Genomic DNA, 12,816 nt, shown 5'->3' with positions numbered 1-12,816 from the left:
GTTGAATCTGACCGCCTTTTGCGACATTTTGCGCCGCGATGAAAGCTGCGGGCCGCCCGCCCAGGAAAGGACAGGACATGACCGATCAGAAGGGCGTCACGCCCGCGCAGTACAGCCGCGTGATGCTGAAGATCTCGGGCGAGGCGCTGATGGGGGATCAGGGTTACGGCCTGCATCCACCGACCGTCGGTCGGATCGCCAACGAGGTCGAATCGGTCGCCACGATGGGCGTCGAGGTCTGCATGGTGATCGGCGGCGGGAACATCTTCCGTGGTCTGCAAGGCAGCGCCCAGGGGATGGAGCGGACAACCGCCGACTATATGGGTATGCTGGCCACGGTGATGAACGCGCTTGCGATGCAATCCGCGCTGGAGGCCAAGGGCCTGCATTGCCGCGTGATCAGCGCCATCCGCATGGACGAGGTCTGCGAACCCTATATCCGCCGCCGCGCCATTCGCCATCTGGAAAAGAAGCGGATCGTGATCTTCGCGGCCGGCACCGGCAACCCGTATTTCACCACCGACACCGCCGCCACCCTGCGCGCCAACGAGATGAACTGCGAGGCGATCTTCAAGGGCACCAAGGTCGATGGTGTCTATGACAAGGATCCCAAGAAACACGATGATGCCAAGCGCTATGGCAATGTCAGCTATGACGAGGTGCTGCAGAAACATCTTGGGGTGATGGACGCGTCGGCCATCGCACTTGCGCGCGACAACCGCCTGCCGATCATCGTCTTCTCGCTGGATGAGCCGGGCGGCTTCCGCACGATCCTGGAAGGCAACGGCACCTACACCCGCGTTCACGACTGAGGCGGCAGGCACATGAACGGTCTGCGCGAACGCATCGACCGGCTGGTTCACGGCCGTATCATGCAGGGGCTGATCACCGCGGTGATCCTGTTCAACGCGCTCATCCTTGGGCTTGAGACATCGACTTCGGTGATGGCGCGGCTGGGGCCGCTAATCCTGTTTCTGGATGCCCTGTGCCTTGCGGTCTTCGTGATCGAGATCGCGGCCAAGCTTTTCGCACGCGGATGGCGTTTCTTTCGCGACGGCTGGAACATCTTCGACTTCGTGGTGGTCGGGATCGCGCTTGTGCCTGCGGCGCAGGGGCTGTCCGTGCTGCGCGCGCTGCGAATCCTACGGCTGCTGCGAATCGTCTCGGTCACGCCGCGCCTGCGCCGCGTGGTCGAGGGGTTTCTGTCGGCACTGCCGGGCATGGCCAGCGTATTCCTGCTGATGGGCATCATCTTCTACATCGCTGCGGTCATCGCCACCAAGCTGTTCGGGCAGGCATTCCCGCAATGGTTCGGCACGCTGGGGGATTCGGCCTATTCGCTGTTTCAGATCATGACACTGGAAAGCTGGTCCATGGGGATCGTCCGGCCGGTGATGGAGGTCTATCCCAACGCCTGGGCTTTCTTTGTGCCGTTCATCCTGGTGACGACCTTCGCGGTGATGAACCTTGTGGTCGGTCTGATCGTGAATTCGATGCAGGATGCGCATCAGTCCGAGGAAAACGAGATCACCGGCGCCTATCGCGATCAGGTTCTGGCGCGGCTGGAAGCGATCGAACGTCGTCTGTCCGAAAGGGCGGAGGGCCGCTCTGACTGATCCTTGCGGGCTGGCGATGCCGTTCGCTTGCGGCATGAAGATGCTTGTCGCCACGCGGTGTCCGGGCGTTGCGTGCCTTTGCAGACCGGGCACAAGGTGGGCGGCGCAACCTCGCCCATTTTAGGGGCAAAGGCTTTGCCAAGCCTCGCCATTGCGGTTACAAGCGGTGAAAATTCAATTCAGAGGCAGTCCGACATGGCAGAGGACATCGAAATAGACATCGACGATCTTGAGCGCCGCATGAAAGGCGCGATGGAAAGCCTGCGCCACGAATTCGCTTCGCTGCGCACGGGCCGCGCCTCGGCCTCGATGGTCGAGCCGGTTCAGGTCGAAGCCTATGGCCAGATGACCCCGATCAACCAGCTTGGCACCGTCAACGTGCCCGAGCCGCGGATGGTGACCGTCAACATCTGGGACAAGTCGATGGTCGGCAAGGTAGAGAAGGCGATCCGGGAAAGCGGTCTGGGCATCAACCCGCAGACCAATGGCACCATCATCATGCTGCCGATCCCGGAACTGAACGAGGAACGGCGCCGGGAACTGACCAAGGTCGCGGCTCAATATGCCGAAAGCGCGCGGGTCGCGATCCGCAACGTCCGCCGCGACGGCATGGACCAGGTCAAGAAGGGCAAGACCAACGGCATGCCTGAGGATGACCAGAAATTCTGGGAGACCGCCGTTCAGGAACTGACCGACAAGATGATCGGCAATGTCGATGAGGCGCTAGAGGCCAAGCAGGCCGAAATCATGCAGGTCTGAGAGGGATCATGCCCGCCGATACCGCACAGGCCCTGACGACGGGCGGCGCCGATGGTCGGCCGCGCCACGTCGCGATCATCATGGACGGCAATGGCCGGTGGGCGACCGAGCGTGGCTGGCCGCGTCTGGTCGGTCATCGGCGCGGCGCCGAACGCGTCAAGCAGATCGTCCGCGCTTGCCCCGATCTTGGCGTCAACTGGCTGACCGTCTATGCCTTCTCGACCGAGAACTGGAAGCGTTCGACCGAGGAAGTCCTGGGTCTGATGAAGATCTTCCGCCGCTATATCGAACGCGAGGCCGAAGAATTGTCGGCCGAGGGGGTGCGGCTGCGTTTCATCGGCGGACGCCACCGGCTTGATCCCAAGCTGCAGGCGCTGATGGCCGCGATCGAGGCCCGCACGGCGGGCAATACCCGGCTGAACCTGACTGTCGCGATCAATTACGGCGGGCGCGACGAACTGGCGCGTGCCGCCGCGCGGCTGGCGGAAAAGGTCGCCCGTGGCGAGGTCAGCGATCCTGGCGAGCAGGATCTGGAGCGCTGTCTGGATACCGCCGGTCATCCTGACCCCGATCTGGTGATCCGCACATCGGGCGAGACGCGGACATCGAACTTCCTGCCGTGGCAGGCCGCCTATGCGGAATACGAATTCACACCGACGCTGTGGCCGGACTTTACCCCCGATCACATGGCCTCGATTCTTGACCGCTTCGGCCTGCGCGAGCGTCGCTACGGGGGCGTATGAGGGCCAGCCCGCCCATAAGCCCAAGACCGCCCGCACCGTCCGGCAAATGGGCCGATCTGTCGCGTCGGCTTGCATCGACCGCCGTGCTTCTTGGCATCGGCGTACTGCTGGCTTTCGCCTCGGGCGTATGGCTGCGGCTGGGAATGTCGCTGATCGCCGCGATCACGTTCTGGGAACTGGCTGCAATGACCGGCTGGCGGCACCCCGAGATGCACCTGACCCCGTTTGGACGCTGGCGGCCGATTGCTTTGGCGGCTGTGGCGGCGCTGGGTCAGTTCGCGGCCTTGGTCAGTTTTGGCCAATGGGGCTTCCTGTTCCTGCTGCTGCCGATCATGGTCGGCCTGCCCGGCGCCGCGTCGCGGGATCGGGTTTCATATACGGTCTTCGGGCTTGCGATCCAGCTTGCCGTTTTCGGGCTGGTCGGCTTTCGCGAGGAACTTGGGCTGGCCTTCGTGCTGTGGCTGATGGGGATCGTGATCGTCTCGGATACGGCGGGCTATTTCTTTGGCCGAATTCTGGGCGGTCCGAAATTCTGGCCCGCGCTGAGCCCAAAGAAGACCTGGTCGGGCACAGTCGCGGGGTGGGTCGGTGCGGCGATACTGGGCGCGCTTCTGTGGCTGTCCGGGCATGGCGACGCGACCTTGATCTGGGTGTCGCCGCTTGTCTGCCTGGCGGGGCAGTTGGGCGACATTGCCGAAAGCTGGTTGAAGCGTCGGGCCGGGGTCAAGGACAGCTCGAACCTCATCCCCGGTCATGGCGGATTCATGGACCGGTTTGACGCGGTTACGGGCGCCGTGCTGGCAACATTGCTGATCGGCCTGCTGACCAGCCTTCCGGTGGTGAGCTGAGCCATGCGGCGCATATCGATCTTCGGCGCGACCGGCTCGGTCGGCGCGAATGGCGTTGACCTGATCCGCCGTGCGGGCGGGGCCGATGCTTATGATGTCGTCGCGCTGACAGGCGGGCGCAATATTGCCCGGCTGGCGACGATGGCGCGGGAATTGCGGGCGGATATTGCCGTGACCGCACATGACGATCTGCTGGACGATCTGCGCGACGCGCTGTCCGGCAGCGGGGTCGAGGCCGCGTCGGGCGCCGTTGCGCTGCGGGACGCGGCGGCGCGGCCGGCAGACTGGATCCTGTCCGCCATCGTCGGTGCTGCGGGGTTGGTGCCGGGCCTGACAGCGCTGGCGCAAGGCGGCGTCCTGGCCTTGGCGAACAAGGAATCGCTTGTCTGCGCCGGCCCCCTGATCCATGCGGCCGCCGCCAGGGGCGGTGCGACGGTCCTGCCGGTCGATTCCGAGCATTCCGCGATTTTTCAGGCTCTTGGCGGTGATAACCTGGCCAGTGTGCGCGACGTGACGATCACCGCCTCGGGCGGTGCGTTCCGCGACTGGCCGCTGGAACGTCTGGCGGCGGCGACCGTCGCCGAGGCCTCGACCCATCCGAACTGGGCGATGGGGCAGCGGATCACGATCGACAGCGCCTCGATGTTCAACAAGGCGATGGAAGTCATCGAGGCGAAAGAGTTCTTTGGTCTTCGTCCCGACCAGATCAAAGTGCTGGTCCACCCGGAATCGATCATCCATGCGATGGTCGGCCATCTGGATGGCGGCACGATCGCGCATCTTGGCGCACCCGATATGCGCCATGCCATCGGATACGCGCTGAACTGGCCTGACCGCGCCCCGCTGCCGGTCGCGCCACTGGATCTGGCGCGGATCGGCAGCCTGACCTTTCGCGAACCCGATGAAGCGCGCTGGCCCGCCTTGCGACTGGCCCGCGAGGTGATGGCGGCGGGCGGCATGGCCGGTGCCGTCTTCAACGCCGCCAAGGAACAGGCATTGGATGATTTCATCGCAGGCCGCATCCGCTTCACGCAGATGGCCCCGCAGGTCGAAACCACACTGACTCGGCTGTCCGGCCAGCCAGGCTTTGCCAACGAACCCGCCGATCTCGAGACCGTCCTTGCATGGGACGCAGCAGCACGACAGGAGACTGCCGCATGAGCGAACTGATCCCGCAATTCGGCGGTACGCTGTGGACACTGGCCGCATTCGTCGTCGCACTGGCGGTGATCGTGACTGTGCACGAATACGGGCATTACATCGTCGGGCGATGGTCGGGGATCCGGGCCGAGGTCTTCTCGGTCGGGTTCGGCCCGCGTCTGGCCTCGCGACGTGACCGGCGTGGCACGCTGTGGCAGGTCGCGGCGATCCCGTTGGGCGGCTATGTCCGCTTCATGGGTGACGCGAACGCGGCCAGCGCCGGTGTCGGCCGTCCGGTGGACCCGGCCCTGCGGCGCCAGACGCTGACCGGCGCACCGCTATGGGCGCGGTTCGCCACATTGCTGGCCGGTCCGGTCTTCAACTTCGTGCTGTCGATCCTGATCTTTGGTGGCTTTGCGGTTGTGCAGGGCTTGCCCACGCAGGATGTCCGGATCGGGGCGATCGCACCCAGCCCGCCGGGCGTTGTGAACCAGTTGCAGCCCGGCGACAGGATTCTTGCGATCGGCGATCAGCCGGTCGAGACATGGGCCGATATCGGTCAGGCGGCGCAGACCCTGCCGGTTGCGCCACAGCAGGACTGGCGGGTTCTGCGCGACGGGGCCGAGACCACGGTTCAGGGCCCCGACCCGATGCCTGCGCGGATCACCGGCGTTGCGCCGCGCAGCGCTGCGGCCGAGGCCGGGTTGATGGCGGATGACGTGGTCACGGCGATCGACGATCAGCCCGTCACGCGCTTTACCCAGATGCGCGATCATGTCGAGGCCGCGCAGGGTCAGCCGCTGCTGCTGCAGGTCTGGCGGCCGGGGCTGGGTGTGGCAAGCTATACTTTGGTCCCCAAAGAGCAGGATCTGCCGGTCGCCGGCGGCGGTTTCGAGAAACGCTGGCTGATTGGCGTAACGGGCGGCGAAAGCTTCTTCTCGCCGGAAACGCGCCGGGCCGGGCCGATCGAAGCGTTGTGGCTGGGTGTCGGTCAGACCTGGGGCATCATCGTGTCGTCGTTGACGGGCATGTGGGCGATGATCACGGGGCAGATCGGCAGTTGCAACCTGGGCGGCGCGATCAGCATCGCCGAAAGCACCGGGCAGGCGGCCAGCGCGGGCGGCGCAAGCTTCCTGTGGTGGATCGCCGTGTTGTCCGCGGCCATCGGTTTCCTGAACCTATTGCCGATCCCGGTTCTGGATGGCGGGCACCTGATGTTCTATGCGTGGGAGGCGGTGACCGGGCGTCCGCCTTCGGACCGGGCGCTGAACCTGTTGACCGCGATCGGCATGGCCGCCGTGCTGACGCTGATGATTTTCGGACTCACCAACGATCTTTTCTGCCCCTGATGCGCGATGCGCTTTTGACAGGGAAGGACGTTTGAGGCACAAGCTTAACGCAAAAGAAAGCGCCCCAAGGGCGCCGCAGGCTGGAACATGAAGGGGCGGCAATGACACGGAAACTGGGCAAGGGCGCGGTCGCTTTGATGGCGGCGCTGACGATTTCGGTGCCGGCGGGTCTGCTGACGGGGCAACCCGCGGCGGCCTATGTGTTCAACGATGTACGGATCCAGGGGGCGCAGCGGATCGAACCCGCCACGATCCTGTCCTACGCCAATATCGCGCGCGGCCAGAATGTTTCGGCGGGCGAACTGAACGACGCCTTGCAGCGGCTGCAGGGGTCGGGCCTGTTCGAGACGGTCGAAATCACGCCTCAGGGCGGGGTGCTGGTGATCAATGTCACAGAGTACCCGACGATCAACCAGATCAGCTTCGAGGGTAATCGCCGGATCAAGGACGAGGAACTGGCCCAGATCGCGCAAAGCCAGCCGCGCCGGGTCTATCAGCCGAGCCGGGCAATTTCCGACGCACGCAACATCGCCGAGGCCTATGCCACGCAGGGCCGTCTGGCCGCGCGCGTCGATCCCAAGATCATCCGGCGCAGCGACAATCGCGTCGATCTGGTCTTCGAGATCCGCGAAGGCGACGTGACCGAGATCGAGCGCATCAGCTTTACCGGCAACCGCGCGTTTTCCGACCGCCGTCTGCGGCAGGTGCTGGAAACGAAACAGGCGGGTATCCTGCGGACCTTCATCCGGGCCGACACCTTCGCCCCCGAACGGATCCCGCTGGACGAACAGCTGCTGACCGATTTCTATCGTTCCCGCGGCTATGCGGATTTCAGGGTGCAGGCCGTCGCCCCCGAGATCGCGCGCGAACGCGACGCGTTCTATATCACCTTCAATATCCAGGAAGGTCCGCGCTATCGTTTTGGCAGCGTCAACACCGTGTCCGAGATCGCAAGCGTCGATGCCGGGCCGTTTGCGGCGCAGAACCGTGTCGATCGCGGCGATATCTACAATCCGGCTGCAATCGACAACACCATCCGGCGGATGGAGACGGTGGCGATCCAGCAGGGGCTGGACTTTGTCAGCATCGAGCCGCGCGTCACCCGCAACCCGTCGAACCAGACGCTGGACCTGACCTTCGCCCTGACCCGCGGACCGCGGATATTTGTCGAACGCATTGACATCGAGGGCAATACCACCACACTTGACCAGGTGATCCGCCGTCAGTTCAACACGGTCGAGGGCGACCCGTTCAACCCCCGAGAGATCCGCAACGCGGCAGAACGCATCCGCGCGCTGGGATATTTCGCTGATGCCCAGGTCGAAAGCCGTCAGGGCAGCAATCAGGAACAGGTTATCGTCGATGTGAACGTCGAAGAACAGCCGACCGGGTCGCTGTCCTTCGGTGCGTCCTATGGTGTGAATGCCGGTGTCGGTCTGAATGCCTCGCTGAACGAAAGCAACTTCCTTGGGCGCGGGCAGACGCTTGGACTGACCATTTCGACCGCCGACGGTGATCGCGCCGGCGTGGTGAATTTCGTCGAGCCCTACTTCCTGGGCCGCGATCTGAAATTCGGGTTCAGCGCGCGGTACAACGAAACCGAGAACCTGAACTCGGACTATGATACCCGCACGATCAGCATCCGCCCGTCGATCGAGTTTCCGATTTCGGCCAATGGCCGTCTGGAGTTGCGCTACAACATTTCCAAGGACAGGCTGTCGAATGTCGAGGATGACAGCTCGATCATTCTTCAGGACGAGGAAGGCGAACGGACGACCTCGGCCTTGGGGTACAGCTATAACTGGGATACCCGCCTGACGGGGCTGGACCCGCTGACCAGCTACAAGCTGCGCTTTTCGCAAGACTTCGCCGGGCTTGGCGGAGATGTGAAGACCGTAACCACCACCGCGCTTGCCGGTATCGAAAGCAATGCCTGGCGCGAGGAAGTGACGCTGCGGGCCGAGGTCGAGGCCGGGGCGCTGCATGCCTATGGCGACTATTCGACCTGGATCCTCGACCGTTTCCGGGGCGGCAACAGGATACGCGGTTTCGAACCCAACGGCATCGGGCCGCGCGACCTGTCTGCCCCCAACCAGGACGGGCTGGGCGGCAACTATTTCTGGGCCGCTCGCGCCGAGGCGCAGTTCCCGGTCGGTCTGCCCGAGGAATACGGGATCACCGGCGGCCTGTTCGCCGATGTCGGGTCGGTCTGGGGGCTGGACAACACCGTGGGCAGCGACGGCACAGAAGTCGATGACGACATGTATGTGCGTGCGGCAGTCGGCGCGTCGATCTTCTGGACCACACCGATCGGTCCCTTGCGCTTCAATTTTTCCAAAGCGATCCGCAAGGAAGACTATGACGAGGATCAGAACTTCGACCTGACGATCTCGACCCGGTTCTGATGACGGATGCGACGGCCCGCATTGCGTCGCTTGGCCTGCTGCTGTTTCTGGCGGCGGTCTCGGGTGCGTCGGGTCAGCAATCTGACCCGGGCACCGCGGCGCCGGGCCTGACGCAACCGGCATTGCCGGATCGGCCAGACGCGGCGCCTCCGTTTCGTGACGGGACGGCAGGCACCGACGCGATGCCCAATCGGACCATCACCTCGTCCGAGGACACGCCTCGCTATGTGATCGCGCCGGTCCTGACGGTCGATCAGGACAGGTTGTTCACGGATTCCGCCTGGGGGCAGCGCACCCAGACGCAACTGGAAGACGCCGGGCAGCGTATCGCCGAGGAAAACGAGCGTCTTGCAGATCAGCTTGCCGATGAAGAGGCCGACCTGACGCGCCGTCGCGCGACCCTTGACCCGACCGAGTTCCGGCGTCTGGCCGAGGCTTTCGATGCCCGCGCGACACGCGTGCGAAAGGAACGCGCGCAGGCGGTACAGGATCTAAACGCCCGCGCCGAAGCGGACAGGACCGCGTTCTACAGGGCCGCCCTGCCGATCATGGGCGAGATGATGCAACAGCGTGGCGCCGTGGCCGTTCTGGATCGCCGCACAGTCTTCGTCTCGCTGGATTCCATCGACATCACCGGGGATCTGATCGCCCGGCTTGATGAGACGCTTGGCGATGGCGCCGATACGGAAGATGCGCTTGTGGCGCCGTCCGACGACGCCCCGGAGGCGGCGCCCGATACCGACGGCGACGACAACTAGGGCAGGCGCGCCAGCCGCGTGGTCAGCAGATCGAACAGCGCGTCGCGGTTGACATGGCGCAGGAACAGCGCGTTTGCGGGCCTGCCACTGACGCGCCACCAGTCGGCAACCGTCATGCCGGTGGTAAAGCGTCCTTCGGTTTCGATTTCCACGTTGATGTCACGGCCCTCGAAAAGATCGGGCTGCAACAGCCACGCGATCGTGCAGGGATCGTGCAGCGGGGCACCCTGATTTCCGTATTTTTCCTTGTCGAACCGTTCGAAGAAATCGGTCCAGCTGGCGATGGCCGGGCCACAGCCTCCGGGCAGGGCGCGCATGGTCTGGACCCAGTCCCGGCTGGTCAGCGCCTCGTGGGTCGCGTCCAGTGGCAGGACCACCAGTGGCGCCCCCGACGCAAAGACCTCGGCCGCCGCTTCTGGATCGACGTAGATGTTGAATTCGGCGGCTGGGGTGATGTTGCCGACCTCGAAATAGGCGCCGCCCATCAGCACGATCCTGGCGACGCGGCCGATGATGTCGGGCGCGCGGCGAAACGCGGTGGCGATATTCGTCAGCGGCCCGATGGGCACCAGTGTGACGCTGCCGGAGGGCTGTTCGCGCAGCGTGTCGATGATGAAATCGACCGCATGGATCGGCTGCAATGGCACCGATGGCTGTGGCAGTTCGACACCGTCCAGGCCGGTCTTGCCGTGAACATGTTCGGCCGTCACCAGTTTGCGTGCCAAGGGCGCGTCGCAGCCGGCGAAGACCGGAACATCCGTCCGTCCCGCCAGTTCGACGATCTTGCGCGCATTCAGTTCGGTCAGCGACAAGGGCACGTTTCCGGCCACCGCCGTGATCCCCATCACCTCGAATTCGGGACTGGCCAGGGCCAAGAGGATCGCTACGGCGTCGTCCTGTCCGGGATCTGTGTCGATGATGATCTTCTGGGTCACGCTGTTCTCCTGAAATCCGGAGGTCAGTTCTGAAACCTGTCGCGGAAACACGCAACCCAGTAGTTGTGCCCGGTGGCGAAGCCGCTGGCTTGGTGGATTCCCGATCAGGCGCTGACCGAGGCCTCGCGCAGCATGTTGTGGACCATCTCGTCTGCGACGTCGGTGGTGCTGCGGTCCTCGGTGTCGGCACGGTTCAGCATCTCGGCCACACGACCGGCGATTCCGTCCAGACGTGCGCGCCGCCATGCATCGTCCCTGCCGTGGATCTCGCTGGCGACGCTGATGATGCCGCCGGCATTGACCACATAATCGGGCAGATAGGTGATGTTGCGCGCACGCAACCTGTCCGCGATGTTATCGCTGGCCAGCTGGTTGTTGGCCGCCCCGCAGACCAGCCGTGCCGACAGCCTGGCGACGCTGGCGCTGTTCAGGACGCCGCCAAGCGCACAGGGGGCGAAGATGTCGAACTGCTGATCGAAGATCTCGTCGGGCTGGCAGATCCGTGCGTCCAGTTCCCGGCTTGCCGCGTCAAGCGCAGCCTCGTGAATGTCGGTCACGATCAGATCGGCGCCTGCCTCGTGCAGCTTTTCGGCCAAAGACATTCCGACATGCCCAAGCCCCTGAATCAGCACGCGACGGCCGATCAGCACGTCATCGCCAAAGACATGGGCCGCGCCGACACGCAGACAGCGGAACACGCCTTCCGCGGTCCAGGGCGACGGGTCGCCCGACGCGCCGGACAGTCCGACGGCATAGGCCGTGTGTTCGGCCGCGTAGGCCATGTCCTGCGGCGAGATGCCGACATCCTCGGCGGTGTAGTAGCTGCCCTTCAATGTATCGACCGCCTCACCGAAGGCGCGCATCAGCGCAGGTGTCTTGTCCGTCCGGGCGTTGCCGATAATGACCGACTTGCCGCCGCCCAGGCCAAGGCCCGCCATCGCGTTCTTGAAGGTCATGCCGCGGGCAAGGCGGGTGACATCGGCGATCGCCTCGGCGTCCGAGCCGTAATCCCACATTCGACAGCCGCCCGCCGCGGGCCCCAGCACGGTCGAGTGCACGCAGATCAGTGCGTCCAGCCCCGCTGCCGTGTCACGCGCGCGCACTAGGCGTTCGAACCCGTCGGGCGCGTCAAGATCCGTCAGTTCCAGTCCCATCTCGTGCTTCCTCCCTGCAGGACGGTCTGCCCATGTCGCCATGAAGCACGGTCAGAAAGCCGGTCGCCGCAGGGTTTGCAAGCACAGGATCATTTGCGAAATCATCCGGGCCGGCGCGCAATTTGCGAAATCCTCAGGTCCATAGCCGCGCAATTAATCGTCGCGCACAAGACTGGACCTACGCCACATTCCCCCGTTGATTCGATTCGCGGCGCTTGTGCGGCGAAGCATAGGCAATCTTGCCCCGGTGACGCGGCAGGCACGCCGCGATAGGGATGCGTCATTCGTTTTCGAGTGTTTCTCTCTGACGAAAACGGTCCCTGCCTTCTCCCCAGTTCTAAGGGCAGGGACCTATCCTATTTCATCAGTTTCGGCCCGCCGTTCAGGCGGGCTTTTTTCTTGCCTACGACGACTGACGCATAGGCAATGATGCGGATGGCGCCGGGACCGGGCGCGTGGCAAAACCTTGCCCAAGGCAGTGTTCCCGCTGCCGATAATCAGACTTGAACTGACCTCGCAAGGCATTGTCTTGCGAGGTTCTTTTGTCTGTGTTGGGGACTGGCACGCGGCTTGACCCGGGACCCGGATCGGGGTTTACAGATCGCCTGCCGGGGGAAGAAGATGATCCAACAGACAGGTGACATCCGCATCGCGACCGAAAGCCCGCTCGGCACCGATCTGGCGCTGCTGTTTCAGCGACATGTCGAAGCGATGCACGCCGACACGCCGCCGGAATCGATCCACATGATGCCGCGCGAGGCATTGTTGTCGCCTGCGATCGACTTCTTCGTGCTGCGCCGCGCGGGTGGTCCGATCGCCATGGGGGCATTGAAGCGTTTCGGCGACGCGGACGGCGAACTGAAGTCCATGCATGTCCTTGCGGAACATCGCGGCCAAGGTCTGTCGCGGCGCATGCTGGACCATATGATCGAACATGCGCTTGCCGCAGGGCTGCGGCGTCTGTTCCTCGAGACCGGAGCTCAGCCAAGCTTTCGCGCGGCACGCGGGTTGTATGAACGGGCCGGGTTCACCGACTGCCCGCCCTTCGGTTCCTATCGCCCCGATCCGAACAGCATCTTCATGCGACTGGATCTGATCGCGTAACCAAG

Annotated in this window: 12 protein-coding genes; 10 read left to right on the top strand and 2 right to left on the bottom strand. The window is 64.2% G+C overall.

Annotated features, from left to right (window positions below; all coding sequences use genetic code 11):
* The first annotated feature begins 77 nt into the window (after nucleotides 1–77).
* The 9 genes from pyrH (at nucleotide 78) to MU516_RS06650 (ending at nucleotide 9,618) form a co-directional block, all read left to right on the top strand.
* Nucleotides 78–812, top strand: a complete 735-nt coding sequence (gene pyrH / locus MU516_RS06690; protein WP_209058256.1) for a UMP kinase — start codon at nucleotides 78–80, stop codon at nucleotides 810–812.
* A gap of 12 nt (nucleotides 813–824) precedes the next feature.
* Complete coding sequence (locus MU516_RS06685) at nucleotides 825–1,616, top strand: ion transporter (protein ID WP_425606817.1); 792 nt, start codon at nucleotides 825–827, stop codon at nucleotides 1,614–1,616.
* A 195-nt stretch (nucleotides 1,617–1,811) separates the two neighbouring features.
* Nucleotides 1,812–2,375, top strand: a complete 564-nt coding sequence (gene frr / locus MU516_RS06680) for a ribosome recycling factor (RefSeq protein WP_260276445.1) — start codon at nucleotides 1,812–1,814, stop codon at nucleotides 2,373–2,375.
* An 8-nt stretch (nucleotides 2,376–2,383) separates the two neighbouring features.
* Nucleotides 2,384–3,118: a polyprenyl diphosphate synthase gene (gene uppS / locus MU516_RS06675; protein WP_260276444.1), complete on the top strand. Its 735-nt coding sequence runs from the start codon at nucleotides 2,384–2,386 to the stop codon at nucleotides 3,116–3,118.
* The gene (locus MU516_RS06670) at nucleotides 3,115–3,966 is read left to right on the top strand and encodes a phosphatidate cytidylyltransferase (protein ID WP_260276443.1); all 852 of its coding nucleotides are present in this window, start codon (nucleotides 3,115–3,117) and stop codon (nucleotides 3,964–3,966) included. Before uppS ends, MU516_RS06670 begins: the two co-directional genes overlap by 4 nt.
* Nucleotides 3,967–3,969: 3 nt before the next feature.
* Nucleotides 3,970–5,127 carry a 1-deoxy-D-xylulose-5-phosphate reductoisomerase gene (gene dxr / locus MU516_RS06665; RefSeq protein WP_260276442.1) on the top strand — a complete coding sequence of 386 codons (1,158 nt, stop codon included), beginning with the start codon at nucleotides 3,970–3,972 and terminating at the stop codon, nucleotides 5,125–5,127.
* A complete protein-coding gene (gene rseP / locus MU516_RS06660) occupies nucleotides 5,124–6,455 on the top strand; it encodes an RIP metalloprotease RseP (protein WP_260276440.1) in 1,332 nt (443 codons plus the stop codon). Before dxr ends, rseP begins: the two co-directional genes overlap by 4 nt.
* A 101-nt stretch (nucleotides 6,456–6,556) precedes the next feature.
* Nucleotides 6,557–8,860 carry an outer membrane protein assembly factor BamA gene (bamA, locus tag MU516_RS06655; RefSeq protein ID WP_425606816.1) on the top strand — a complete coding sequence of 768 codons (2,304 nt, stop codon included), beginning with the start codon at nucleotides 6,557–6,559 and terminating at the stop codon, nucleotides 8,858–8,860.
* The gene (locus MU516_RS06650; protein WP_260276439.1) at nucleotides 8,860–9,618 is read left to right on the top strand and encodes an OmpH/Skp family outer membrane protein; all 759 of its coding nucleotides are present in this window, start codon (nucleotides 8,860–8,862) and stop codon (nucleotides 9,616–9,618) included. The genes bamA and MU516_RS06650 overlap by 1 nt, the downstream gene beginning before the upstream one ends.
* Here MU516_RS06650 and MU516_RS06645 read toward each other — a convergent pair.
* Together MU516_RS06645 and MU516_RS06640 are read right to left on the bottom strand one after the other, a co-directional pair.
* Nucleotides 9,615–10,553 carry a nucleoside hydrolase gene (locus MU516_RS06645; RefSeq protein WP_260276438.1) on the bottom strand — a complete coding sequence of 313 codons (939 nt, stop codon included), beginning with the start codon at nucleotides 10,551–10,553 and terminating at the stop codon, nucleotides 9,615–9,617. The genes MU516_RS06650 and MU516_RS06645 overlap by 4 nt on opposite strands.
* Before the next feature lie 104 nt (nucleotides 10,554–10,657).
* Nucleotides 10,658–11,707, bottom strand: a complete 1,050-nt coding sequence (locus MU516_RS06640; RefSeq protein WP_260276437.1) for a Leu/Phe/Val dehydrogenase — start codon at nucleotides 11,705–11,707, stop codon at nucleotides 10,658–10,660.
* 621 nt (nucleotides 11,708–12,328) lie between these two features.
* Here MU516_RS06640 and MU516_RS06635 point away from each other — a divergent pair.
* Nucleotides 12,329–12,811, top strand: a complete 483-nt coding sequence (locus MU516_RS06635; protein ID WP_260276436.1) for a GNAT family N-acetyltransferase — start codon at nucleotides 12,329–12,331, stop codon at nucleotides 12,809–12,811.
* The last annotated feature ends 5 nt before the right edge of the window (nucleotides 12,812–12,816 follow it).

The sequence above is a fragment of the Paracoccus maritimus genome (genome assembly GCF_025195095.1).
Lineage (GTDB): Bacteria > Pseudomonadota > Alphaproteobacteria > Rhodobacterales > Rhodobacteraceae > Paracoccus > Paracoccus maritimus.
This window is presented reverse-complemented; position numbering and strand designations above follow the sequence as displayed.